This is a genomic window from Paenibacillus sp. SSG-1 (assembly GCF_002224835.1).
In the GTDB taxonomy this organism is placed as follows: Bacteria; Bacillota; Bacilli; order Paenibacillales; family Paenibacillaceae; genus Paenibacillus_AQ; species Paenibacillus_AQ favisporus.
Window position 1 is genome coordinate 3,375,122 of sequence record NZ_MBRK01000001.1, and the last position, 25,750, is coordinate 3,400,871.

Below are 25,750 nucleotides of genomic sequence, written 5' to 3' on the forward strand. Positions count from 1 at the left end.
CGCTCATTATGCATGATCTATAAAAAACAGCGCGTGACCATAGTGCTTCATGAACCTTTTATAATCGGCCGATTCCTTTAAGACAATGATTGTGGAATAAGCATTTACTTTTCGCCGTTTTAGTCTGGCGAACAATCCTTTCTGTTCGATACAGTAAAATTTGCCTCTTTCATATTCAATAAGAAGAGGCGGAAGATCCGCAGCGTGATCATCTGCTTCATCCAAATCATCTGCCTCTAGCTTTATTCCATCCATCTGGATCAGGCGTAATGGAAACTTGACGACGCCAAAATAATGATTCTTCTCTCCTGAATAATCATGCAGAGCCGAAGCCACCTGCCTCGTAAGCATCAGGTAGCACTGAATCCATTCTTCCAGCAGCCCGTTATTCGCATATTGTACTGCCGAGCGTACAGTCGGAGCATAAGTGATATGCCTGTCATGTTTCTTCGAATAAATGATTTTCTTTATGGAATCCAGGGATAAGAAGTACTCGTCCGCAAGCTCCGAAACCGTCATCCCGTTGGCATATTTGTTGCGGATCATCACATTTCGCCTCTGCAGGCGATCCCGGTAGCCGGACGTTTCTCCCCAGCCTTTTTTCTCCTCACCCTTCGGTATATACAGCAGTTTCCCGGCGGCGTATTTCTGGATTTCTTTCAGCAGCTCCTCAGGCAGGACCTCGCCGGCATTTTCATATTTCATACGATCACCTTTTATATAGCGTAAATTCGATCCTTCAGTTCGCTGATGGATTTCATGATGGACATGCACGATTCCTCGTCATCGATCGACGCATGCCACCGCAACACATCGATTCCCTTATAATACGCCATACATAAAAATCTTTCTTTAAAATCCGGGATGACGATGTTTCGTTTACCGCAAAATTCGAATAACAATTCAGGGATGTTCAAATAGGGCTTATTTAAGTCCATAATGGCAAAATCCAGAAGGAAATCGCAAATCCCGGACCGGCTCCAGTCCGGGAAACCAACCTGCGTTTTTCCATCGGTAATCATAATTTCAAAAAACGTATTATTGTTTACTAAATAACGTCTGCCTTCACAATACTCGATTCTGACTTCCATCTCCATCAAGTATTTTTCGACAAATTCACGATCCAGAAGCGTCGTATCATAGAGCTCCTTCCAATGATACCAATATCCTTCTTTATCATCTGCGAATGTGTCAACGAGAAACTCCCTGCAGGTGCTGTACTCCGTTTTACAATTCTCATTGAACTCACCGTAGCCTTCGACGCCAGTTATATCTGATGCGCTGATTTTTAAGATGCTGTCAAAAAACAATTCGTAGACTTTGGCAAATTGCTGCGGATTTAACGCATCGGCGAGAAATCCGTTTGGTGTCATGCTCACCTGTTCGGAAAGCATGGACTTAATGATATGATCTTTACTCATGTGCAGATCTCCTTTACATACACAAATGATTGATGTTTCAGTATCAGCTGCGCGCCCCTGATCTGTCGTCATCATACCACTTGATCATGTAACGGATATAGGCAATGAATAGGTTAAGTCAACTTTACCCTCGAATGAGGCTAGTACAGCAGCGCCGCTTGTCTTTTATAGTGATCTTCGATCACCATACAGGCCATAGCTTCAATCACGGGTACAACCCGCGGACAGATGCACGGATCATGCCTTCCGATCGTTGTGATTTCCCTTTCGTTTCCTTCCGTATCTACAGTCCGCTGGGGCTTGGAAATCGACGAAGTCGGTTTCACGACAACCCGGAAAATGATGTCGGCCCCGGTGCTGATTCCACCGATAACGCCTCCGGCATGGTTCGTGATGAACCCGTTCTCGTCCATTTGATCGTTGTGTTCGCTTCCCAGCATGGATGCCGCCTGGAAACCGGTTCCGAACTCGATCCCTTTGATCGCGCCGATCGAAAGCATGGCCTTGGCCAGATCAGCGTCCAGCTTATCAAACACAGGCTCCCCAAGCCCTGCCGCAGCGCCGCTGATCCGGCATTCAACGATGCCGCCGCAGCTGTCGCCCTCTGCCGCGAGTTGTTCGATCCGCTCAATCATCTTCGCCGCCGCTTCAGGATCACAGGCGCGAACAGGATTTCGTTCGATGGCATCGGGATGGAAGGCTTCGCAGCGGATTCCGGCGACCTCGGTCGTGTAGGCCATGACGGAGACTCCCCGCCGTTCCAGCAGTTTCCGCGCAACCGCTCCGGCCGCAACCCGTGCCGCAGTTTCCCTTCCGGAAGCCCTCCCGCTGCCCCGGTAGTCCCGAATGCCATATTTCTGATCGTAAGAAAAGTCCGCGTGCCCCGGGCGATACATCTGTTTGATGTCATCGTATGCGGACGGACGCATGTCCGTATTGTTCAACATCACGCTGAGCGGAGTCCCTGTTGTCCGGCCTTCAAACACACCGGATAAAATCCGGACCTTATCATATTCTTTACGCGGCGTTGTGACCGAAGACTGTCCCGGCTTTCTGCGGTCCATCTGAACCTGAATATCGTCCTCGTTCAGTTCAAGGCCTGGAGTGACGCCTTCAATAATGACGCCAATGGCTTCTCCATGCGATTCACCAAACGTCGTCATTTTAAACCGTTCACCAAAAGTACTTCCCGGCATAAAAATCCCCCTCATATATCATGTAGTGTCGTTATGTACTAGTTTAGAGGTATACTTGTAATAAATGAAATTGTAATATTCGACTCTTGCCATAGAATGGATTGATGCCAAATGATGATTAACACGGAATGGTACCGGATTTTTCTTCACGCTTCGGAAACCTTGAATATGACGAAAGCCGCCCAGCGCTTAAATATGACACAGCCCTCCGTCAGTTATGCGATCAAGCAGCTGGAAGACGCGCTTGGAGTTAAGCTGTTCGACCGCTTATCCAAAGGAATCGTTTTAACAGAAGAAGGGCATGCCTTGTACGATCAAGTCAGACAAGTATTCGATAAACTGGATTACGCCGAACGATACATGAAGCAGTTGGGACAGCTGAACGAAGGGCGGTTGCGGATCGGTGCCAACGGAGCGATCATCCGCGACTATATCGTTCCTCTACTCGATATTTTCCGGTCCCAATACCCCAACATCCGGGTTCAAGTCTCGCAGCAAAAGACCGGTCAGATATTGGAGCAGTTACAGCAGGGCTTACTTGATCTGGGCTACGTTTATCTTCCGGTGAAGGATGCGGAAATTCAGGTCGTGGATACTTTTGTCTCGCCGTATGGTGTGGTGGCGGGGAAACCCTTTGCCGCTCTGGCAGAAGCCCCCTTGTCCGCTGCACAATTGGCCGAGCTTCCCCTGTTAATGCTGTCCCAGGGAAGTGCAACCCGCTCCTATATCGAAGCCTGGTTTCAATCCCAAGGCGTGGAAGCGGCGGCCGATTTCGAGCTGAACAGCTTGGATATGCTGGCTGAGTTTGCTGAGCGGGGGTATGGCGCAGCTATTTTACCGAGAGCGTTTGTAGCTTCAAAGATCAATGAGGGTGCTTTATTGGAGCTTTCTATGGAAGTTCCGCTGCCGGACCGACACGTAGGCGTAGCTGTCAGAAAGCATTCGTCTCTGTCGCTCGCTGCAGAGGCCTTTTTGAACATACAAAACAGCCGGCCTCTTTGACCGGCTGTCCTCGCCGCGTTCCGATTATGAACGTGCATCCATTTTTGATTTCCTGTAAGCAAGGGGTGTCATCTTCATTGCCTTTCTGAATTTTTCTATAAAGTAGCTGGTGCTGTTAAATCCAACTTGGTAGGCCACCTCGGTAATGCTGGAATCGGCTCGCTGCAGAAGGACTGCGCTTTTCTGAAGTCTGTAATCAGTCACATAATTCAGCGGAGTCGTATGGAGCATTCGCTTAAAATAGCGGCAGCATTCCGAGCGGCTCAATTGACCGGCTCTGGCAATATCATTTAACGCGATTTTTTCGGCGTAATGGTTATCGATCCAGCTCAACATCTGCTTCATCCGCTCGTTTTTTAGAGCTTCCACCTGATCATATTGCAGTTGAAATCCGTTCAGGATCAGGTTTTTCCAAATGAAAGCCAGCTGCATCGTCATATCCAGTTCAAAGTATGGCGGTTGACGCTGAATCCATTGATGAATGTTCACCAAGGCATCTAAAATATTGGCGCCCCAAGCCTGATTAGGATCGATGTATAAATAAGGCAGATTCGTCGCTTGAATATACGGAGCCACATAGGCTGCATATAGCTCCCGTGATACGACAAAGTCAGGTGAGACATTGAGGCAAATATACACGCAGCCCGATGCGTTCCGATCTTCCGCCATGTGCAGGCAGCCGCTGTTGATGAAGACCCCTTCCCCTTGCCGGACAACGAGCTTCTCTTCGTTAATTTGGAACTCGGCTTCCCCTTGGACAACCCGAACGAATTGCAATTCATCATGCCAATGAAGCGGAATATGTCCGTGTATGTTTTGGTTAATCGTCGTTTCGTAGCATGCAACCGGAAGCACGACCGTCCGGTGCTCGGTTAATTCCTTCAAATTGCCGCCAATCCTGAAATCTTTAATTTGCAAATAACTCCCACCTCAATATTGTTATATTTTTATATCCAATTCCGGTATTCCGAACGAGATTTTTTACCTATTATAACACTATTATTATATTAGAAGCGGAGAATCGATCGATGAATCCAACAGCTAGAAGAAAAGGGTTATTTCTTGTCATTACAGGAGCGATATTTTGGGGAGTGAGCGGCACCGTCGCCAAAAAGCTCTTTGAGCAAACCGCAATCGATGTTAACGGACTGGTCACGGTACGCCTGCTCATCGCCGGTATTTTACTGTTAACCATTCAATTTTGGGTCAAAGACCGCTCGCAAATCGTTGGGGTATGGAGAAACCGTCGGACCGCTTTGCGGCTCATTGTTTTCGGATGGGTTGGCATGCTATCGGTTCAATATACGTATATGGCATCGATTCAACATGGAAATGCCGCTGTGGCAACACTGCTGCAGTATTTGGCACCTGTCATGATCATCCTCTATTTAATGCTGCGGAAGCAAATGGTTTTCACGCGAAAAGACTTGCTCACCGTGATCCTAGCTTTAGCGGGTTGCTTCTTATTATTAACCAACGGCTCAATCTCGGAGCTTTCCGTGCCAGTTCCAGCCGTGGTTTGGGGTGTTTTATCAGGCGCGGCCTTGGCGTTCTACACCTTGTATGCCGTTCCGCTGCTGAAGCAATACGATTCCCTCGTCATTGTCGGCTGGGCGATGATCATCGGAGGTTTGGGCTTAAGTGTGATCCATCCGCCATGGCACACCGACTTTACAGGCTTGACGATCGACGCCTATCTATACCTTGCTTTCGTGGTCATTTTCGGCACGATGGTCGCATTTTGGTTTTATATCGAAAGCTTACAAAGCCTATCACCCAAAGAAACGAGCCTTTTAGGCAGTTTGGAGCCGCTGGCCGCCGTGATTACAACCGTATTTTGGTTAAAAGAGCCTTTTGGTTTTTTTCAGTGGCTGGGTACGTCGTGTATCATCGGACTGATTTTGCTTCTGGCATGGGTTAAGAAACCTTCATCCGACTAGTGTGATTTTTTCATATATCGAATTTCTCATATGTAGTTCAAAAGAAAAACCGGCAAATTTGCCGGTACTCGCGGGTCGTATGCAGCTATTTCCGAAACGAATCTACCCTTTCACCGCACCGGCTGTCATGCCGTCGATGAAGTACTTTTGGAAGGCCACAAACAGGATAAAGATCGGCAGAATCGAAAAGAACGAGCCGACGATGAGCAGGTCATAGTTGTTGCCGTACGGCGTCAGCAGCGTCTTCAAACCGATCGGCAGCGTATACTTGTGCGAATCGCTCAGCACCATAAACGGCCACAAAAAGTTGTTCCAGCTGTTCATGCCGTTGAGAATGGCCATCGCCGCGAAGGAAGGCTTCATGACAGGAAGGATCAGCCTGGCGTAAATGCCGTACTCGCTTGCACCGTCCACCCGGCCGGAGGCGATAATCTCTTTCGGGATTCCGGACAGGTATTGTCTGAAGAAAAAGATCGTCGCCGCATTGGCAATGCCCGGCAAAATAATCGCCGAGTAGGAGTTCATCATGCCAAGGTTAAAAGTAAGCGTGTATAAAGGAAGCAGCAGTATTTCAAAGGGAACCATCATGATCAGCAGTACGCAGATAAAAAGGATATTTTTTCCTTTAAAATCATAAGCGGCAAAGCCGTAAGCTACCGTTGCGCTGACCAGCAGCGTCAGAACGACCTGCACCACGGTCAGCAGCAGCGAGTTGAAGAACCACGTAAAATACGCGTGATCCCCCGTGAACAAAAAGACAAAGTTGTCCAGACTCATGACCGAGAAATCAAGCTTCAGGTTCAATCCGTACCGGATCAGCTCTTCGCCGGGCTTGAAGGAAGCGAGCGTAATAGCGTAGAACGGCAGCAGGATCAGGAAGCAGATGACGGCGAAAATGACGACGAGGACGATGTTGAGCGCGGTGTTCTTTTTCATCCCTAATCCTCCTTCTTAAACATGCCGGAGAACGCCAGCTGCGTCAGATTAATGATCATCGTCACGGCGAGCAGCACAATGCCGACCGCGGCGGCGTAGCCGAGATTGTTCTTCTCGATCCCTTGGCGGTACAAGTAGCCGACGATCGTGAGGCCGATGTTTTTCGGCGAGTTGTTGCCGTTCCACAGCATGAGGCTTTCGATAAACATGGCCAGTCCCGCATAAATGCTGATCGTAAGCACATATATTGTGGTCGGTTTCAGCAGCGGCATCGTGATTCTCGTGAATTTCTGGAATGCAGAGGCGCCGTCGATCGAGGCGGCTTCGTAGTATTCCTCCGGAATATTTTTGAGACCCGACAGGAAGTAAAGGATGTTAACTCCCGTCCACCGCCAGGTCGCCAGGGCGAGCAGCGCAACAAAACCGGTCAGATGCCCTTTCAGAAATTTCACCGGCTCGATACCGAAGACACCAAGGACGCTGTTGATCAGCGACCCTTCCATCTCCCCGAACATCAGGCGGAAGATCGTCCCCGCCACCACCACGGATGTCAGTGCAGGAAAGAAGAAAGCCGACTTAAAAAATTCGCGGCCCCACATCCATTTGTTGTTGATCAGCACCGCAAGCAGCATCGGAAACGGAATCAGAATGACCAGCGTCAGCACCATATACAGCGCGCTGTTGCCGATCGACTTCAGGAACACGCCGTCCCCCATCAGCTTCTGATAGTTGTCCATCCCTGTCCACTCGGCCTCCTGCCCCAGGGTGACATGCTGGAAACTCATGCCGAACGAGCTGAGCAGCGGATAAACCCAGAACACCAGAAAAATGGCGACAAACGGGAATACGAACACGTACGGGGCGACCTTTTGCGAATATATAAAACGCTTGATCATGTCTCTACTCCTTTCTGTTTGAAAAAGAGCCGCTCCCCGAAAAGACAAGAGCAGCTCTGATTCCGGGCATGCCGGCGGGCTATTTCAGTTCCTGTTCGATCTGTGCCTGCGCATCGTCCAGCGCTTCCTTTATGTCCCGTCCGTCTTCGAAAATTTCGTTGAGCGTCGTCGTGTACAGCACGTTGTTGATCGTCGGCGAAGCCGGCGTCGATTTGATCAGACGGATTTCATCCTTGATATCGTTCAGCACGTCAAACGGGTTGTTGACGAAATATTTCACGAATTGGTTTTCTGGATTATGCGTCACGTCCTTCATATTCCATACGTCCATATTGATCGGGTCAAAGCCGAGCGTGTTCCAGATTTCGATGTTCGCGTCGAGGGACAGCTTGGCGTAAGCAATGAAGTCTTTGGCCAGTTGAACGTCTTTGGCCGTTTTGGTGACGACGGTACCGGTTCCGCCTCCGCCGTAAGAGCGCGGCATTCCTTTTTCCATGACCGGAATCGGCGCAAGTGCGATTTTACCGGACAGGTCAGGCATGTAGTTCGTGTAACGCGACATCATCCACAGCGGCATGAAAGCCGTCGCATATTTTCCTTCGTTAAACTCGCCGTAGGCTTCCTCCGTGTCCGGCTGTCCGCCGGCAATTGTGGCGATGACGTTGTTATCCTGCAGGTCTTTCAGCACCTTCAATCCTTTAACCATGGCGTCCGAATTGACGATCGGATTGCCCGCATCATCGGTAAAATCGCTTTTCTGCTGAGCCAGCATCATCGATGCCTCCCAACCGGCGCTCGTATCCGCCGTGCCCATGTATTTGCCGGTCTTCTCGTACACCTGCATGCCTGCCTTCTTGAAATCGTCCCAGGTGACGATCGATTTGTAGTCCACACCGGCTTCCTTTAGAATTTCGGTGTTATAGAACGCAACCGACGCACCGACGTGGGTCGAGAGTCCGTAAACCTTTCCTTCCTTGCTGTACATATCGATCTGGGACTGGACGATGGTATCTTTGTAAGGCTCGACCACGTCGTTCAGAGGCTCCAGCTGAGGGGTGCCTTTCAGAAAATCGGGAAACTTGCCGATCTCAATGTCTGCAATATCCGGTGCCCCAACGCCTGTCTGTACCGCGATCGAGAGCTTGTTATGCATGTCGTCATACGGCATGACCGTGACGTTCAGCTTGATCTGGCGGTCCGGGTTCGCCGCGTTCCACTTCTCCAGCATCTTCTTGAAATGCTGCCCGTGCAGCTCCACAAATGTCCAATAGGACAGCTCGGTTGCCGTGTCGCCGGCCCCTCCGTCCAGGACGGACGTTTTGCCTTCCGCACTATTGGAAGACTTGCCGCATCCCCACAACATCGTCGTCATCGTGACGACCAGCAGCAGCATCAGCCATTTTTTCTTCATATCCAGGATCCTCCCTAAGCTTCATTGATTTTTCTTGCCGCCAAGCACTTGCAGGACAAAACAAATCTGACTGACCAAGAACGGGTGACCTAAAAACATGAATAAAGCGCTTTCATTTGTGTCTGATTTCAACTCTCCTGCCGGGTCCGGCGGCTCCTCATCTCAGGAACCATTCTTCCGGGCGCCTCCCGCAAGCTGAACCGGGGCAGCTTCGATAGGTTGCTGCGAAGATGACCTCCTCGGTTTTAATGTTTTCTAAAATAATTCAATACATATTGAATGAATCCGTTTGCAAGTATAAAATAACATACAGGAAATGGAGTTGTAAATATAAAATCTAAAACATTTTATATTTTTTTAAAACATAATAACAGGAGTCACATTTAGCTCCAATACGTCCTTTTCTTCATTTAGCTGCCCAAACTAGCTCTTTTATCCCTTTACTTAGCTGATCGTTATCCTCATTGTCTGCATTCCACCCCAACCAATCGACATTTTTCCGCACGTTTCTTCTAACGTCCCTACTATTTTATGTTTTTATAAAATAAAAAACAGAGTCTGCGCACCGCTTTTTTTCGGGTTTATGTAAGTAATTTTGTCAAATCCACGGCATCGACAGAATGTTATGAACAAAAAGTGAACGCTCACAAAAACAGATTGTAAACTAATATTACATCCATTTATAATAAGAGGTATACATCAACCGATCATGTCATTTTATATAACATTTCTTTTGTGGAGGGATGTTTGATGACCCGCAGACGGAAACCGGTATTAAGAAGAACGCTAATGACGACGATTGCCGCTACTGCCCTGCTGACCAGCTTGCTTCCGGCAGCGTCCGATGCTTCTCCGGAAAAAGGCTTATCTGCTATCGCGTCAGCCCTGACTCCCATCCTCCAGCAGGCGGAGAAGGACGGGATTCGCATGTCGGTCGGCATCCGCGACCTCAGCGGCTACTACGGGCATGAAACGCTGCTGCTTGGGTCGCGGGAACCCTACATGCCGGCCAGTACGATCAAGCTTGCCGTCGTATCCGCATTAATGAAGCAGGTTGACCGGGGCGAGCTGTCCCTGGCCGATCAGGTCAGGGTAACGCCCGAAGACGTCGTGGGCGGCAGCGGATCGCTGCAGACCGAAAGCTTTCCGCAGGACCTTACGCTGGAACGCCTTGCCCGTCTGATGATCACCCAGTCGGACAACACGGCGACCAACGTGCTCATCGACAAGGTCGGCATGGACAGGGTCCAGCAGCTAATGGACCAATTGGACCTGCGGACGATGCACCTTGGACGCAAAATGTTTGCGGCTGCCCCCTCCCCCGCCCAGGACAATTACATCGACGCCGCGGATTTGACGGAGCTGCTCGGCCAAATCTATCAGGGTTCCTTCCTCAGCGTCTCCTCCAGAAACCAGATCATCGCCTGGATGGCCCGGCAGGAGGTCAACACCAAATTTGGAGCTGCGCTGCCCAATGCGCCAATCGCCCATAAAACCGGGGAAAACGCCAACGTCACCCACGATGCCGGGTATTTCCTGGTACCGGGGCATGAGCTCGCCGTCTCCGTGCTGCTGCAGGTAACGACAACCCATGATTTCGACGAAGCGCAGCGGATCGGCAATCCCATCGTGCAAAAGGCCGCCAGAGCCATCTACAGCGAGCAGGTCAAGGATCAGGAAGCATCCGCCGGCAGTCCGCTCACCCGCGCGGAGTTCACTTCCCTGGTCGCCCGGGAACTTGGCTTGGCATCCGCTGCGGATCAATCCAGCCAATTTCACGATATCCGTGACGACAATCCGTTTGCAGGCGATATCGCCGCAGCCCGTCAAGCTGGCCTCGTTCGCGGAACCGGTGAGGGCCGGTTTGACGGAACGGCGGTAATCACGCACGCCGAAATGGCTGCGATTGCGGTTCGCGCCTATATGTTCATTCACCGCGAAGCCTCCGCGTCAGGGGAAGCTCCCGAAGCTAACGAAGGCACCGTTCCCTCCTGGGCCGCAGGTTATGTCAGCCAAGCTCTCCAATTAGGAATGATGGAGCCTGCTGCAGCGCGAAGGACGGACCAACCTGCAAACCGGCAGGACGGGTCCCGATTCATCACCGGCATGTGGAGCTTTACTCGCTGATCCGGTCAGGCTTCATCTAAGCTGCTGCTTTATTCAACATATAAAGGGATGCCCTGCCGTCAATCGGCGTAAGGGCATCCCTTTTGTCTTTATTCCTTGCTTTTTCGTCTGGCTTAGCACGCAAGGACGATACTGGGTCAGCGGCTGTTCCCTGATCCATTTTGCCAGCGTCCGCCTCATTCCTTCACGGATCCCAGCGTGATCCCCGTAATAAAGAACCGCTGCAGAAACGGATAGATGACCAGCACGGGAATCATCGCTATGAAAATTTTGGCCGCATTCAGCGTCCGGTTCGACAGTTCGCTCATCCGCTGAATCTGTTCGGCCGTCATCGTGTTGGCATCGATCACCACCACCATCTGCTGGATATACGTCTGAAGCGGATAATGGTCCGCCGCCGACATCAGCACGAGCCCGTTAAAAAATTCGTTCCAATGGTACACGATGCTGAACAGCGTCACCGTAGCAATGACCGGCCCCGCGAGCGGGACAAAGATCTGGATCATCATCCGCCAGGGACCCGCACCGTCGACAAGTGCTGCCTCCTCCAACTCTTTAGGCAGATTGCGGAAAAAGTTAATGACAAGGATGACGCTGAATACCGGTACGCTGTTGCCGAGAACGAGCGCCCAAATGTTGTTTATGAGCCCCAGCGACTTTACCGTCATGTACCAAGGAATCAGTCCGCCGTTAAACAGCATCGTAAACACGAGGATCCACATGAGAACATTGCGATACGGCAGCTCTTTGGCATTTTTCGATAAAGGATACGCCATCAGCAGAATGACCACAAAGTTCAGCCCCGCCCCGAGGATGACCCGCTGCACGGATATCCAGAACGAGTTAAAAAATTTGCGGTCTCCCATCAGCTCCTGGTAAGAACCGAGGTTGAAACCGACGGGCCACAGCCCGACCCGGCCCGAGCTTGCCGCTGCATTGTTGCTGAGGGATACGGCAAGGGTGTACCAGATGGGCAGGATGCATAAGATTGCAATGCCTACCAGGATCACGATCAGCGCAATATCAAACAGCCGGGAGCCTGCCGTGTTGTCTTTTACCATTGAACATGCACTCCTTTTGTCATCAAAAGATACGGTAGTTGGCAAACCGGTAAGCGAGATAATAGGAGATCGTGATCATCAGGAAGCTGACCACCGATTTGAGCAGGCCCATGGCGGTCGCCAGGCTGAACTGCAGATTGACCAGCCCCGTCCGGTAGACCCAGGTGTCGATAATGTCGCCGCTGGAATAGACCAGCGGGTTGTACAGATTGAAGATCTGCTCAAAGCCCGCGTTCAGCACGTTGCCAAGGCTGAGCACCGAGAGCAGCACGATCGCCGAGACGATGCCGGGAAGCGTCACGTGCAGCATCCGCTTGAACCGGGTTGCCCCGTCAATCGCAGCCGCCTCGTACAGAGCCGGGTTGATGCCGGTCAGCGCGGCCAAATAAATGATCGTGTTAAACCCGAATTCCTTCCACACGTCGCTTCCCACGATGAGGGCCGGAAACAGGTCCGCCCGCCCGAAGAACAGGACCGGCTTGATATGAAACACCGACAAGATTTGGTTCACCGGACCGGTGTAGCCGAAGATATCGAGCAAAATCCCCGAAAGGATAACCCAGGACAAAAAATGCGGCAGGTATACGATCGTCTGAATCCAGCGCTTCAAATACCGCAGCCTCAGCTCATTCAGCAGCAGGGCAAAGACGAGCGGGATGATCAGATTACCTACAATTTTGAGCACGGCGATCACCAGGGTGTTGACCAGAATCGTGACGCTGTCGTTCAAGGAAAACATGTATTTGAAGTTTTCAAGACCGACCCATTCCGAATGCAGAATTCCGAGGCCCGGGTTGTAATCCTGAAAAGCCATAACGATGCCGAACATCGGAACGATGCTGAACAAGGTCAGCCAGATCATTCCGGGGAGAAGCATCAAGTAATAGTGCTTGGCGAATCCCTTGTTAATCATCTTGCAGCTCCTTCCTTTTCCGGGTCATATGCTTAAATAGGGGAGGCGCCGAGACGGATCCCGGCACCTGCCTTTCCTTGGAGCGTTAAAAGCCTACTGCTGCGCGATTTCCGCGACTTCTTTGAGGATGTCGTCTCCGCCCTGCTTCCGCCAGTCCTTCACGAACTGATCAAAGGTATCCAGCGGGGCTGCTCCCATAATAATTTTCAGAAACGTTTCCTTCTCCATCTTGTCGAGCGTCGCCCACTTGCTCTCCATCGTTTTCGTTTGGGAATAAGTCAGGCTGTACGTCTTTTTATAGGGCTCCATCAGCGGCGCAATGCCGACCAAGGTGGAGTAGAGCCGCTTCCAGGCGCCCAGATCCGCATTCGGGTCCCAATACTGGATGTCCATTTTATCGTATGGTTCGAGCTTCACCTTCTTAATGTTCTCGGCATCGGCCTTCAGCAGCTTGTAGCCCGGCAGATCGAGCTCCTCCGGCTTTTTGGTGCCGGCCAGCACTTCCTTCATCGCGTTGTAGGTCACGTACATTTCGTCCATTGGCGCGAACACGATGCGCAGCGGGTAATTCCCGATGCCGACGCTGACGTCGAATTTGGATTCGTCCCGGAGCAAAAGGTTTTCCATTTTAATCGCAGCTTCCGGATGCTTGTAGCCTTTGCGGACAACGAGATATTGGTTGGACGGCGTTCCCATATGAGGTGTGAACTCCCCGTTCTTGTCGAGAAGTGTGTAGGCCTGCCAGTTCGCTTTCGGATTGTTTTTGATGGCGTCCGCCAGCGGGCCGTACCCTCCTGCCCACCACAGCCCGAAGTAGATTCCGGATGTGCCGTTCTTGATCAGCTCCTGCGCGTCCTTGCGGATGCTCATTTCCGGATCGATCAGCCCTTTGGCATACAGGTCCCGGAGTTTGGCGAGCGCCTCCTTCGTTTCGGGTTCGATGGATCCGTAGGTTGGATTCCCGTCCGCACCCTTCAGCCAAAAGCCCGGATACGCGTGATAGGCGCCGAAGATCGGATCAAATCCGTAGTTGTTGTTGTTAGGATTGATGAAATCCGCATTGAGCAGTCCGCCGGATTGCGGGCCGCTGATGCCGATGGTGTCGTTTTTGCCATTACCGTCCGGATCCTGTTCCACAAAGGCTTTGGCGACCTTCTCCAGCTCATCGACGTTACGCGGGACCTCGAGACCGAGCTTGTCGAGCCAGTCTTTGCGAATCCACATAATATGCTGCATGTCCGATTCCGCCGTCACGTTTGGCAGCGCATACATTTTTCCGTCGAAGGTGACGGATTTCATCGCAAGCCCATCCGTCGAATCGATGATCTTTTTCAGCACAGGGGAGGCATACTGCTCGTATACTTCCGACAGGTCGGCCAACTGGTTGCTCTTGACCATCTGCCGCAGCTGCGTGTCCGTCACGACGAGCGCATCCGGAAGGTCGTTGCTGGCGATGGCCAGATTTACCTTTTGCTGATAATCCTTGCCGACGCCGGCCTGCCAAATAATTTTCGTATCGATATTGAGGTTGTCTTTGACGTACCGGGTATACACGTTGTTTTCCGGTGAGTCTCCTGGCGGAAGGCTCTTATCTGCCGAGTCCACCTCTTTGCCGATGTTGATCGTAACGGTTTCGCTGTACTTGCCGAACGGGTCCACCGGATCTTTGGATACGTCGGCTTCCTTCTCCGAAGCGCCGCCGCTGCCGCAGGCCGACAGAACCAGCATCAGGCCCGCTATCGCCAGGCTCATCATGGATTTTGCTCTCATCTTCTTCGCCCCTTCTTTCGCTCTTGGTTTGCTTGCACCTTTAAGGTAACACAGGATTCCGCTTTTCCCGGTTAGACGGAAGTTTCAGGTTGAGATAGACAATTGACTTCAAATCGGGAGGATGTCAGCGGTTTCACTGAAGCGTTTTCGACGAATTTCCTACTTGCCGGAGGACATTTCTCTACCCTTTTCTATCCAGATCCGATTGATTCCGATATTCGCTCGGCAGCAGCCCGGTATACTCCCGGAAAGAACGGCTGAAATACTTTTCATCCTCATAGCCGACGTGCTGCGCGATCCAGAGGACGGTTTTGGTCGTATTCCGCAAGTAATGTTTAGCTTGATCCAGACGGATGCGGCGCAGGTAGGCGTTGAAGTTGGTCCCGACAATTTCCTTGAAGCACTGGCTGAAATAGCTGCGGCTCATGCTGACCCTGCGGGCGATGTCCGCCGCCGTCACCGGCTGGCCCAGCTCCTCGTGCAGCATGGATACGGCCGTCATCACGCTCTGAACGACTTCGGGTGAATACGGCGCCCTGCCCCATTCTTCGCGAAGCTGCTTGCGAACGCCGTCAAACCATGCTACGACTTCGAACCAGGAATTCAGCGGGGCGGGCAGGCGAATGCGAGTCGTTCCGGTTTTACCGGCCAGCTGGTCCAACCGGTCGGCCAGCACGTACAGCCGCCCCGAGAGCTCCGCCTGCGGCAGCCGCAGTTCTTTCAGCTCCTGCAGATTTGCCTGAAACAAACCTTCCCGGTAGATCCAGCCCGGCGAGAGCCACTGGGCCATTACGGTGAGTGTAAGATCATCATTTACGGGATTCACGATCTGCACGAGCGCTGACAAGGATCGATCCATGACCTTTACGGCCGGGTCATACTCGTAAAAAAACTCCCCTTCGCAGTACCTCCGCACCTGGTCATGGACTTCGGCAGGCATTCGGCCCTGGATACCCTTTAACCGGATCAGCGTCCACCCGGCTTCCGCTGAAGCCAATCGTACCAGTTCATCCAGTCCCTCCTCCTCCTTCTCTCCTCCCCCGAGGGTAAAGAACAAGACTTGGCGCCCCAATTCAGCAAAATGCTCCGCATGCCGGACCGCCCACTCCACCACAGCACCTTGTTCCGGATCGCGGACCACTGACAGCAGCGCATAACCCCGGTCCGTAGCAAAGGATTCGTCAGGACTGCTTGCCCCAGGCAGTATGCGCAGCTTCCGAAGCCGCCCTTCCTGCTCTGTGATGCGGCGATGAATCCGCCCAAGCACCTCCTCGAACCGCTCCTTCTCCAGCTGGACCTTGGCGATATAATCAATCGCTCCCAGCCGGATCGCTTCCTGGATGTATTCGAAATCCTGATGCAGGGTCAGCACCGCAATGTAAACCTCCGGATGCCGTTCACGCACCAAGCGCATCAGCTCCATGCCGGACATAACCGGCATTTCCAGATCCGTCAGCAGCAGATCGACTTCATGATTGTCCAGAAATTCCAGCGCTTTTGCTCCGTTGTTCGCCTCCCCGATCACCTCCATCTCGAAATCCTGCCAGGGCATCACCGAAATGAGCCCCTTCCGGACCAGTTTATCGTCATCGACCACGAGCACTTTAATCATGATCCGCACCTCCTTCATTAGGTAAGCTAAGCTTGATCGTCGTCCCTTCTCCGAGCCTGCTCGATACACCGAGCTTAGCCCTTTCGCCGTAATGCATCCCGATGATCCGGTTGACGTAACTCATCCCGATGCCCATGCCGGCACTCCGGTTACCGCCCTCCGCGGACAGCAGCGCCTCGATTTTGTCCTCGGGAATGCCCGCTCCGTTATCCCGGATGGAGATCTCGATTTGATCCAACTGCCGTACATCCACCTGGATATAGCCGTCGTCGTCCAATCCGTGATAGAGGGCGTTCTCGACGAGCGGCTGCAAAATAAACCGGGGAATGGGCACATCCAGCACCTCCTGATCAACGTGGATATGGACGTCGAACTGGAAATCGTAGCGGATCTGCTGCAAAATCAAGTACTGCTTTACCGCATCGATTTCCTCCTGAATGGTGGATGTCTGGCCGAGCTTTCCCAGATTGTAATGAAGCAGTTTGTTCAAGGAAGAGACAAGCCTGTCGATTTCCTCCTGCCCATTCATGACCGCGATCCAGCGGACGGTATCCAGGCTGTTCATCAGAAAATGCGGGTTGATCTGATACAGCAGCTTCTCCACCTCCAGATCCGCGCGCCGTTTTTCCTTGGCCTCGACTTCCCGGAACAATTCCCAAATTTGATGCTTCATTTGCTGAAACCGCCGCACCAGCAGGTCGAATTCCGGAATATGGGTGCGGGCGGCCGGACTGCCGATGCGGCTGTCGGCCATCTGTTCGATTTCCCGGTGAAAGCCGCGAAGCGGGCGGTACACCATTTTCCACAACAGCCAACCCAGCAGCAGGCTCATGCCGAGAAACAGCAGCGAAAACAGGCCGATCTGCACGAACCAGCGGTTCATTTCGCGGTTATAGTCCGCCTTGGACGTTAACGAGACGATGCTCCAGCCTTGATTGCTTGTTTCTTTAAACCAGTAATAGCCTTGTTCCGTGCCCGACGACTTGGCCTGGTCGAAATGCGGAAACTTCGTTCCGACCTGGAACGAATCCGGGGCGTCGCTGTAGGCGATCCGCCCGTCGTTATCCACAAACACATGGGAAGCCGTCCCGCCGACGGCATCATTATTCAATATGTTCTGCGTCAGCTTGAAGCCGGTCTCCATGTAAATGTACACGCCGTCCAGGTTAGGCAGATCCACTTTGCGCATGGCCGAAAGCACGTATTGGTTGTCAAAACGGCTGTTGCTCACATGCGGTCCGTAGTACGAAATTTGGCTGTACTGGGCCAGCAGGGGGAGCTTCTCTGGAGCGAAGCTGTCCTTGACGCCCGTATTCTCCAGTTCATAGTGACGGTCGTTCATAAAATAATACATGGCCAGTCCGATACTAGGGTTGGTGAACGTAATCAGGCCGAGCTCCTCCTTCAAATCGCTGAGCGTTTTCGCCCGTTCGAACGGCTCCTCTGCCGACAGCATTTCACTCAGCTTGTTTCCGACGCTTCCGCCTACGGCGAACTGCTGCGACACATGGTTGAGGTTGTTGATGGAGTTTTCCAGGGAGAGCTCGACCTGCTTGAGGTTGCTCTGGATACCGTTTTGGATTTTGTTGGTGAGGATGGAGTAAATGGTGAAATACGAGATGAGCACGATGCTGACAAACGGAATCAATGAGCTGAACAGAAAAATGATCATAATCCTTCGTTTCAAGGTCAAATAATGATAGATACGCGCCTTCCACCTTGTTTTCACGGCATTCATCATGGCAGTCCCTCTTTTCTCATGCTTGGCTTGGCCCCTCCTTCAGGTCTTGGAAAATGAAATGGGAGAAGATCAGATGTAGGTTAACACAGGCGAAGCCAGGCATGCATTAACGATTTATCGCGTTAGCCCAGGAAAATACTCTGCATGCGGTAGCTGCGTAGACAACGGCAAAAAAAGCCCGGCAGAAACGGCGATCGTTCATTCGCTGTTCCGCTGGGCTTTTACGGTGACTTTTTTCAAGCTCAATCAGGCGGTGCTTAATAAATCTTCTTCATCAGTTCCATCACTTCATCCAGGGTAAGGCCGAAGGATTTGTAGTATGCCGTATCGTTTACCATCTGCTTCAAAATCATTTCATCGCGTAGACGCAGCTTGTCTTCAGGTGAGAAATCGGCGACAAAGCACCCTTTTCCCGTGACCGTGTTGATCAAACCGCATCGCTCGAGTTCTTCCCAGGCTTTCTTTACGGTGATGACGCTAACCCGCAGCTCCTGGGCCGCTTGCCGGATCGGCGGTAAACTATATCCGCTTTCCAGTTCCCCTTTCAAAATTTGGGCGCTGATTTGTTCGAAAAGCTGCTGGTAGATCGGTTTTTCGGAGTTGTTCGAAATCGCAATGTTCATTGGATCTCCACTTTGTGGAAACGTTTAACCGCAATCCGGTAAGCAATCACAGTGAGTGCGATGAAAATAACGATTCCGGCGATCATCAAGGATGCTTGAAGTGCCACATTGTGGACGCCGCTGCCATTAAACATGTCGGACACATAGGAATTCTGGATTCCGATCCATTGCGCGAGTCCGGCAAAAATCATCGCCCCGGTAATGCCCGCCAGCGCCGCCCCGCCAAATTTATACGCCGTCTTGTAAAACATGGGGATAAAGAACACGTTGAAGACCGCAAACATCACAAAGCACAGACCCCAAAAACCCGGATACGGTCCGAAGAAAACGTTGTGTATTTCCCCATAGAGACGAATATTGATGATACCAAAAATGATGGCCATCAGCATATGGAGCATTTCCAGGATGACAATGACAAGCACCCTGGCCTTGACCATGTCTGTTTTGGTGACAGGCATCATCGAAGTAAACATCAAATCGTTTTGTGACCGGAACTGGCCAAAAGTATTGGGGACCGTGATCCAGCAAAAATACAGCAGCACGATAAAATACAACCAGCCCGGTATGAGCATCAACGCGCCCAAAACGACAGGCACCAAAAAAAACAACGGATTGATCCCCAATTTTAAATCCTTCATTACCAAGTTATACATACATATCCTCCTTTTTCGCGAAATAAATCATAATCTCCTCAAGAGTGGGCCGGGCCGCTTTCACATCTAAGGAAGGATCGAAGTCCTTGGCATGGATCAATCCCGTAAAGCCGAACGAATTCGTTTTGTACGAAATCAGCTGTGCCTTCACCAGGTCCAGTTGACTCACGCTACCGTTCAGTAAAAGGTAGGATTCAATAAACTCTTCTTTCACGGCACTGTTGATGATTCGCCCGTTATGGATATAGGTAATGTAATCCGCACACTTTTCCAAATCCGATGTAATATGCGTTGAGAACAGGATGCTGATTTCACCCTCGGCGACGAGCGATTGAAAAAGATCGAGCAGATCGTCTCTGGCTATCGGATCCAGCCCGCTTGTCGGTTCATCGAGAATCAGAAGCTTTGCGCCATGGGATAAGGCAAGGGCCAAACTGTACTTCACTCTCATCCCTGTCGACAACTCGACGATTTTTTTGTTTTCATCCAATTTGAATCTTCTTAAATAATACGAATAAATTTCATCATCCCAGTTGGTATAGAACTTTTTCACCACTTCCGTCAAGGCTTTTATTTTGCTCCGGGTATAAAAATCGATGCCGCCAAACGCATATCCGATGTCCTGCTTCAATTCGATTTCGTGTTCGGCAATGTTCTTGCCGAATATCCACACTTCGCCGCTGTCGGTATGAATCAGATTCAAAATCGATTTGATCGTCGTCGTCTTTCCCGCCCCATTGGCGCCGATAAAACCCATAATATATCCCTTTTCCAGCTGAAATGAGACGTCTTTCAACTGGAAATTCGGATAACTTTTGCTTAAGTTTCGAATGTCTAAGGCCAGCATACCGTTCCTCCTCGATAAATTGTGTATATCGTGTATGCACAATATATCATCGCAGCATGGATGAAGTCAATGGACGGAATGCGGAATGTTGAAAAGATTTTTATCCAAAAGGCGTGAATTTAAAACCGCCCGTCGCTCTTCAAAGGTTGTATCGCCTTCAAAAAAAAAGAAAAGCATCGCCGCATCGGCGCTGCTTTCTTTAGGTCTAAAGGGTTAATATTGGCAGATCCTTGTTCTGGACTGGCAGAGGAAGGATACGGCGGAATGGCCGGAGTTGCTTTATTTGGCCGGTAAAAACTCGGTGGTAAAAACGTTGGCGATCGGCTCCGCTTCCTTCAAAACGCCGACTTCGATAAGCTGCTTCTGCACCTCTTCCCACCGCTCCTTCGTCATGGTACCGACGCCCTGCTCCGCCGCGTCACCGCCGAATACGAGATCCATCTCCTTTTCGGCGCTGTACTTCATCATATCCAGATCCATATCCGGGTTTTGCTCGTGGATGGTTGGATTGATTTCCTCGGCGTGGTTCTTGTAGTAATCCCACCCTTTTACCGTAGCTTCAACGAACGCTTTGACTTTGTCCGGATGCTCCTTGATCATCTTCTCGGTCGTAAAATAGACGTTGGCGTAAAGGTTATACCCGGAATCCGCGATCAGCAGCGTGCCGACGTTCACTCCCTGTTTTTCCAAAGTATAAGGCTCGGATGTGATGTATCCCTGCGTCAAAGCGTTAGGGTCGTTCACAAAATTGACCAACGATCCCGTATACTTCAGCTCCTTGACCTGATCCAGCTTATATTTGCTTTTCATGTACAGCCAGAAACTCGCCGTCGGAGCGACGTAAACCGCATGTCCGTTCAGGTTGGAGAAGTCCTGGATTCCCGCTTCCTTGTGATAAATCAGCACCTGCGGGCTCTTCTGAAACGAGGCGGCGATGGCTACGATCGGAATGCCCTCCTGCCTTGCAACCAGAATGTCGTCGCCGTTCGCGATGCCGAAATCGGCTTTGCCGGAAGCTACGATCTGTGTGGAGGATACCTGCGGACCCCCGGGCGTCAGCGTCATGTCCAGCCCAGCGTCCTTATAGAAGCCTTGCTGGACGGCCGCGAAATTACCTCCGTGTTCCGGTTCGGCGAACCAGTTGAGAACCAATGTTGATTTCTCCAGCTTCGGCTCTGCTGAAGCCGTCCCCGTCTTTTCCCCGGAGGATGCTGTTTCCGGAGCTGCCGTTTTCCCCGAACAGGCGGCCAGCATTCCCGTCATCAATACGGCGCATAAGGACAATGCCATCATCTTCTTAACACTGCGTTTGTTCGCTGTCATTTTCGTTGCCATGTTACCCATCCCCCTTAGGACTTGACTTTCTATGCCTATCATAGGAGATACGTCAAATTAGCGTCAACAAATATGCCGCCGTTTTGTAATTACGAACAAAAAATCAAATTAAATGTGTAACGAACGCCTATCCCCTAACATTACTACGTCTATATTGTGAATTATACTTACATGAACCTGACTAAAATTGTATTTGTCTTTACCCGCCCGGGCCCCGTAAATTCCATTGGCACAATCCAAAAAAGCCGTTTGCGCTTTTCGACACCCTTAGTCGAAAGGCAAACGGATGGATGGTTTCTGAACTTAACCTACTCGCGCTTCTTCATACGCGTCTAATGCCGCCTGCACCGCTTCACCCGCTGGCAGCTTGATGCCGGCCCGGAGCAGTACCGCCTCCAGCGCACCCAGCAGGTGCAGGATATTCGTCTGCCTGCAGCTGTATCCCATGGTGCCGATCCGCCAAATCTGACCTGCGAGCGGTCCAAAGGAGCTGGCAATTTCGATACCGAATTGGTGCAGCAGCATCGCACGTACCGTTTCCCCGTCTACGCCCTCCGGAATTTGCACGCAGGTCACCATCGGCAGCTTGGACAGCGGGTCGCCGTACATGGATAGTCCCATCGAGGTCAGCCCGGCCATCAGCGCGGATTCGTGCAGGCGGTGGCGCTTGAAACGCGCCTCCAGTCCCTCGGCCAGTACCAGGCGAAGCCCTTCATGAAGCGCATACAGCATGGAGGTCATCTCCGTATGATGGTTCAGCCGCTTGGGGCTCCAGTAATCCTGCAGCTGGGCCAAATCCAGATAATTGCTCTGGATAGGACTAGGCCCCGGCAGAACCTCCTGTAACGGGAGGGGAGCGTAATTGCTGCGCAGTCCCCGCTCAATGCGTTTGCGGGCAACAATTTTCCGCTCTGCGCGGTCGTTATACGTTATCGGCGCCATGCCTGACGGAACGGACAGGCACTTTTGCGTGCCGCCGATGACCGCGTCGAGCTGCAATGCGTCCGTATCGACCGCCGTGCCGCCAATGGTTGCTACGGCGTCGACGATCAGCAGCGCGCCGTGGCGACGGCAGGCTTCGCCGATCCCGGCCAGCGGCTGCATCCGGCCCGTGGAAGTCTCCCCGTGCACTATGGCGACGACATCCGGCTGCTCGCGGCCGATGGCTTCGATCAATTCGGCAGGGTCGAACACAGTACCCCACGGCTTCTCCAGTGTAATGACCCGGCCGCCGCACCGCTCGGCGATTTCGTGCAGCAGGTGGCCGAAACGCCCATAGATCGGGACGAGTACCCTGTCACCCGGCTCGATCAGGCTTGCCATCACGGCCTCAATCCCGGACCTCGACGTCCCGTCGACGGGATACGCCCACCGGTTGTCCGTGCGAAACAATTCGCGAAGCATTCCCATCGTTTCATTCATCAGCTCCGTAAATGCCGGATCGAATTGACCAAGAATCGGATAAGACATGGCCCGCAGCACGCGAGGGTCGACTTCTACCGGCCCCGGCGTCATAATGATGCGCGAAATCGGCACAAATTCATTCCAGCTTCCTCCGGGTACCCTATTCATCATCCATCCACTCCTGTCGTATAGGCAAGCTCATGCAGGCAGGCAGCTAAAACTGCCGTTCCTTCCGCAAGGTGAGCCGGCTCCGTGTATTCCTCCTTGGCATGGCTGATCCCGCCCCGGCTCGGAACGAACAGCATGGCCGCGCGGCTGACGGCGGCCATCATTTGCGCGTCGTGTCCCGCGCCGCTGACCATGCGCAGGTACGGAAGCCCCGCCTCCATGCACAGCCGCTCGATCCGTCCCGCCAGCGTACCGTCCATCGGGACAGGCTCTGTCTTCAGCCAGCAGTCGGCCTTCACCTGCAGCTTTCTTGCGGCGGCTATCCGTTGGAACGTTTCAAGAGCGGACTCGCTGAACTCGTTCAGCATCCAACTCTCGGTATGGCGGATATCCAAGGAGAAGCGTACCTCGCCGGGAATGACGTTCGGAGTATTGGGCCAGGCTTCGATCCGCCCGACGGTCGCTACCACTCCGTTACCGGCCCGCTTCGCCATTTCCTCCACCCGGACGATCATGTCGGCCGCTCCGGCCAGCGCATCGGCTCGGTAGGGCATCGGCGTCGTTCCCGCATGGTTGCTGTTGCCGGTCACCGCGATCCCGTACCGGCGCTGTCCGACGATCGCTTCGACCACGCCGATTCGCCGTCCGGCTGCCTCCAACACGACGCCCTGTTCAATGTGCAGCTCAACGTAATCGCCGATGTCCCTCCGGCGGCAGTCGGGTTGGCTCCCGTGTCCGAAGCCAGCTGCTTTCATGGCTTCATCCAGCGATACCCCCTCCGCATCGTAAATGCCGGTTCCATCGCCGATCCGGTAGCGGCCGCCAATACTGCCCGAGCCCCAATACGTTAAGGGGAACCGGCTGCCTTCTTCCTCGCAGAAGGAGACCACTTCGAGCGTACGGACAGGCATCCCGAACCTCCGCTTCAAATAGGACAGCGCGGCGATTCCGGCGGCGATTCCGCCGGCTCCGTCGTAGTCTCCGCCGGCGCGGACGGTATCCACGTGGGAGCCAGTCAGAACCACGGGTAGATCGGGACGGGTACCCGGCAGCCGGCCGTAGAGGTTCCCGACCCGGTCATAACGCACCTCCAGCCCCGCATCTGCCATGCGGCCGGCCAGCAGCCGCTGCGCCTCCTGCCAGGACGGCGAATACAGCAGCCGGGTGACGCCGCCACCGGGTTCGCGCCCGATCCGGCCCAGATCTTCCAGCAGACGCATCATATCGGCAAAAGCACCCGATTCAGCGGCAATATTCATGGCGCCACAACCTCCCCGCTGCGGCCGGCAGTGTGCGGCTTCAGCGGTGTCAGCCGCCGGCCGGCACCCGGACTTACGATTCCTCCCTCCGACGTGTAGACCAGGCGGCCCCGGCAGTAAGTCGCAGCTACGGAGCAGCTGAAAATCCTGCCGATATATGGGCTGTGCCGGTGGCGCTGCAGCAGATCCTCTCTGCGCAAGACGTGCGGAGACGATGGCTGAATCAGCACCAAGTCGGCATCCATTCCCACCTGAATTTTGCCTTTGCGGCGGCCCAGGCCAAATCTTCCGGCCGGACGTTCCGACAACAACTTCGAGAGTTGCGGAAGCGGAATTCCCCGCTTGATCCAACCTTCCTCCAGCATTAGCAGCAGGGTGCTCTGGGCACCGGCGATGCCGCCCCATGCTCCAAAGAAGCCGTCACCTTCGGTTACGGCCTTCATCGCTTCCGGGCAGGGTGAGTGGTCGGAAGCAATGAAATCAATCGCACCCGCCTTAAGACGTTCCCACATGCCTTCTATTAGAAAGGCCGAACGGAGCGGCGGCGCACATTTGGCCGTCGGTCCGATGCGGATCATATCCTCCTCACTCAAGGTCAGATAATGCGGGCAGGTCTCCAGCGTTACGTCAAGGCCGCGCTGTTTGGCATCCTGAATCAGATCCACCGCTTCGGGGCTGCTGATATGAACAAAGTGCAGGGGGCATTCCGTCTCTTCCGCAAGGGCAAGTGCGGAGGCTACCGCCTCGAGTTCGGCTTCAACCGGGCGGGTCAAAGCATAAGCTGCCGCATCGGTCCGCCCTGCGGCAAGGGCCTCGGCGGTCAGGCGTGACGTCATTTCGTCGCTTTCGGCATGCAGTGCAAGGAGGCCACCGAGACCGGCAATATGCCGCATCCCTTCCCTCAGTTCGTCCGCCCCTACTTCACGGAATCGTCCCTCCCCTTCCCCGCCGGGATTTGACATGAACGCCTTGAATGCGATGACGCCGGCATCGGCCAGCGCTCGCAGCTGGTCCATTCGCCCTGGCACCAGTCCGCCCCACAAGGCATAATCCACCGCCGACCGGCCTTGCGCCAATCGTTCTTTGTGCCGCAGCGCATCCAACGTAACCGTCGGCGGGTTTCCGTTCAGCGGCATATCCGCGTACGCCGTGCAGCCGCCGGCTGCGAGCGCGGCAGAGCCCGTCTCAAACCCCTCCCAATGTCCAAAGTTCGGCTCATTGAGATGGACATGCATATCCACCACGCCGGCCATGACGATCTGGCCGTCCGCTTCTACGATTTTCGAAGCGGACATCCCCGTGATGCGGTCTTTGATTTCGGCGATCTTTCCATCGCGGATGGCGATATCCATCTTTGCGACTTCGTCCTCAAGCACGACGTTTCCGCCGCGTATGATCCATTCTTCGTGCGCATCCATGCTTCGCCCCCCCCTTT

23 protein-coding genes are annotated in these 25,750 nt (G+C 52.9%); 3 read left to right on the plus strand and 20 right to left on the minus strand.

The window, feature by feature from the left end; all coding sequences use genetic code 11:
* Nucleotides 1-6: 6 nt before the first annotated feature.
* The 3 genes from BCV73_RS36130 to aroC form a co-directional block, all read right to left on the minus strand.
* Nucleotides 7-705 (minus strand): CD3324 family protein, encoded by a 699-nt coding sequence (locus BCV73_RS36130; protein ID WP_343219903.1) that lies wholly within the window; start codon nucleotides 703-705, stop codon nucleotides 7-9.
* 11 nt (nucleotides 706-716) lie between these two features.
* Nucleotides 717-1,493 carry a hypothetical protein gene (locus BCV73_RS15575; protein WP_256992872.1) on the minus strand — a complete coding sequence of 259 codons (777 nt, stop codon included), beginning with the start codon at nucleotides 1,491-1,493 and terminating at the stop codon, nucleotides 717-719.
* Between the two features lie 68 nt (nucleotides 1,494-1,561).
* Nucleotides 1,562-2,617 carry a chorismate synthase gene (aroC, locus tag BCV73_RS15580; protein WP_089547812.1) on the minus strand — a complete coding sequence of 352 codons (1,056 nt, stop codon included), beginning with the start codon at nucleotides 2,615-2,617 and terminating at the stop codon, nucleotides 1,562-1,564.
* A 111-nt stretch (nucleotides 2,618-2,728) separates the two neighbouring features.
* Between aroC and BCV73_RS15585 the strand changes: the two genes are divergently transcribed.
* A complete protein-coding gene (locus BCV73_RS15585) occupies nucleotides 2,729-3,619 on the plus strand; it encodes a LysR family transcriptional regulator (RefSeq protein WP_089547813.1) in 891 nt (296 codons plus the stop codon).
* A gap of 24 nt (nucleotides 3,620-3,643) precedes the next feature.
* On the opposite strand, the gene BCV73_RS15590 is transcribed toward BCV73_RS15585, so the two are convergent.
* Nucleotides 3,644-4,537 (minus strand): AraC family transcriptional regulator, encoded by an 894-nt coding sequence (locus tag BCV73_RS15590; RefSeq protein ID WP_089547814.1) that lies wholly within the window; start codon nucleotides 4,535-4,537, stop codon nucleotides 3,644-3,646.
* Between the two features lie 110 nt (nucleotides 4,538-4,647).
* On the opposite strand from BCV73_RS15590, the gene BCV73_RS15595 reads away from it, so the two are divergent.
* Nucleotides 4,648-5,559 (plus strand): EamA family transporter, encoded by a 912-nt coding sequence (locus BCV73_RS15595; RefSeq protein ID WP_089547815.1) that lies wholly within the window; start codon nucleotides 4,648-4,650, stop codon nucleotides 5,557-5,559.
* A 102-nt stretch (nucleotides 5,560-5,661) separates the two neighbouring features.
* Here the strand turns inward: BCV73_RS15595 and BCV73_RS15600 are convergent, their stop codons facing one another.
* From BCV73_RS15600 to BCV73_RS15610, 3 genes are all read right to left on the minus strand, one after another.
* A complete protein-coding gene (locus BCV73_RS15600; RefSeq protein WP_076171512.1) occupies nucleotides 5,662-6,495 on the minus strand; it encodes a carbohydrate ABC transporter permease in 834 nt (277 codons plus the stop codon).
* Nucleotides 6,496-6,497: 2 nt separating this feature from the next.
* Complete coding sequence (locus BCV73_RS15605) at nucleotides 6,498-7,391, minus strand: carbohydrate ABC transporter permease (protein WP_089547816.1); 894 nt, start codon at nucleotides 7,389-7,391, stop codon at nucleotides 6,498-6,500.
* 79 nt (nucleotides 7,392-7,470) lie between these two features.
* Nucleotides 7,471-8,802, minus strand: coding sequence for an ABC transporter substrate-binding protein (locus BCV73_RS15610; protein WP_076171508.1), 1,332 nt, complete (start codon nucleotides 8,800-8,802; stop codon nucleotides 7,471-7,473).
* 750 nt (nucleotides 8,803-9,552) lie between these two features.
* On the opposite strand from BCV73_RS15610, the gene BCV73_RS15615 reads away from it, so the two are divergent.
* Complete coding sequence (locus BCV73_RS15615) at nucleotides 9,553-10,929, plus strand: serine hydrolase (protein ID WP_089547817.1); 1,377 nt, start codon at nucleotides 9,553-9,555, stop codon at nucleotides 10,927-10,929.
* Between the two features lie 16 nt (nucleotides 10,930-10,945).
* Here BCV73_RS15615 and BCV73_RS35440 read toward each other — a convergent pair whose 3' ends face one another.
* The 13 genes from BCV73_RS35440 to allB form a co-directional block, all read right to left on the minus strand.
* A complete protein-coding gene (locus BCV73_RS35440) occupies nucleotides 10,946-11,089 on the minus strand; it encodes a hypothetical protein (protein ID WP_218828147.1) in 144 nt (47 codons plus the stop codon).
* A gap of 16 nt (nucleotides 11,090-11,105) precedes the next feature.
* Nucleotides 11,106-11,990 (minus strand): carbohydrate ABC transporter permease, encoded by an 885-nt coding sequence (locus BCV73_RS15620; protein ID WP_076171504.1) that lies wholly within the window; start codon nucleotides 11,988-11,990, stop codon nucleotides 11,106-11,108.
* A 22-nt stretch (nucleotides 11,991-12,012) separates the two neighbouring features.
* Nucleotides 12,013-12,903: an ABC transporter permease gene (locus BCV73_RS15625; RefSeq protein WP_089547818.1), complete on the minus strand. Its 891-nt coding sequence runs from the start codon at nucleotides 12,901-12,903 to the stop codon at nucleotides 12,013-12,015.
* 93 nt (nucleotides 12,904-12,996) lie between these two features.
* Nucleotides 12,997-14,673, minus strand: a complete 1,677-nt coding sequence (locus tag BCV73_RS15630; RefSeq protein WP_089547819.1) for an extracellular solute-binding protein — start codon at nucleotides 14,671-14,673, stop codon at nucleotides 12,997-12,999.
* A gap of 181 nt (nucleotides 14,674-14,854) precedes the next feature.
* Nucleotides 14,855-16,285, minus strand: a complete 1,431-nt coding sequence (locus BCV73_RS15635; RefSeq protein ID WP_179232015.1) for a response regulator transcription factor — start codon at nucleotides 16,283-16,285, stop codon at nucleotides 14,855-14,857.
* The gene (locus tag BCV73_RS15640) at nucleotides 16,278-18,023 is read right to left on the minus strand and encodes a sensor histidine kinase (protein ID WP_343219904.1); all 1,746 of its coding nucleotides are present in this window, start codon (nucleotides 18,021-18,023) and stop codon (nucleotides 16,278-16,280) included. Before BCV73_RS15640 ends, BCV73_RS15635 begins: the two co-directional genes overlap by 8 nt.
* Nucleotides 18,024-18,283: 260 nt before the next feature.
* Complete coding sequence (locus BCV73_RS15645; RefSeq protein WP_076171496.1) at nucleotides 18,284-18,649, minus strand: GntR family transcriptional regulator; 366 nt, start codon at nucleotides 18,647-18,649, stop codon at nucleotides 18,284-18,286.
* Entirely contained in the window at nucleotides 18,646-19,302 is a 657-nt protein-coding gene (locus BCV73_RS15650; RefSeq protein ID WP_089547821.1) for an ABC-2 transporter permease, read from the minus strand. Before BCV73_RS15650 ends, BCV73_RS15645 begins: the two co-directional genes overlap by 4 nt.
* Nucleotides 19,295-20,149, minus strand: a complete 855-nt coding sequence (locus BCV73_RS15655) for an ABC transporter ATP-binding protein (RefSeq protein WP_089547822.1) — start codon at nucleotides 20,147-20,149, stop codon at nucleotides 19,295-19,297. The genes BCV73_RS15650 and BCV73_RS15655 overlap by 8 nt, the downstream gene beginning before the upstream one ends.
* 279 nt (nucleotides 20,150-20,428) lie before the next feature.
* Complete coding sequence (locus BCV73_RS15660) at nucleotides 20,429-21,484, minus strand: ABC transporter substrate-binding protein (RefSeq protein WP_089547823.1); 1,056 nt, start codon at nucleotides 21,482-21,484, stop codon at nucleotides 20,429-20,431.
* Nucleotides 21,485-21,787: 303 nt separating this feature from the next.
* A complete protein-coding gene (locus BCV73_RS15665) occupies nucleotides 21,788-23,056 on the minus strand; it encodes a pyridoxal-phosphate-dependent aminotransferase family protein (protein ID WP_256992874.1) in 1,269 nt (422 codons plus the stop codon).
* Nucleotides 23,056-24,315 carry a Zn-dependent hydrolase gene (locus BCV73_RS15670; protein WP_089547824.1) on the minus strand — a complete coding sequence of 420 codons (1,260 nt, stop codon included), beginning with the start codon at nucleotides 24,313-24,315 and terminating at the stop codon, nucleotides 23,056-23,058. The genes BCV73_RS15665 and BCV73_RS15670 overlap by 1 nt, the downstream gene beginning before the upstream one ends.
* Complete coding sequence (allB, locus tag BCV73_RS15675; RefSeq protein ID WP_089547825.1) at nucleotides 24,312-25,733, minus strand: allantoinase AllB; 1,422 nt, start codon at nucleotides 25,731-25,733, stop codon at nucleotides 24,312-24,314. The genes BCV73_RS15670 and allB overlap by 4 nt, the downstream gene beginning before the upstream one ends.
* Between the last annotated feature and the right edge of the window lie 17 nt (nucleotides 25,734-25,750).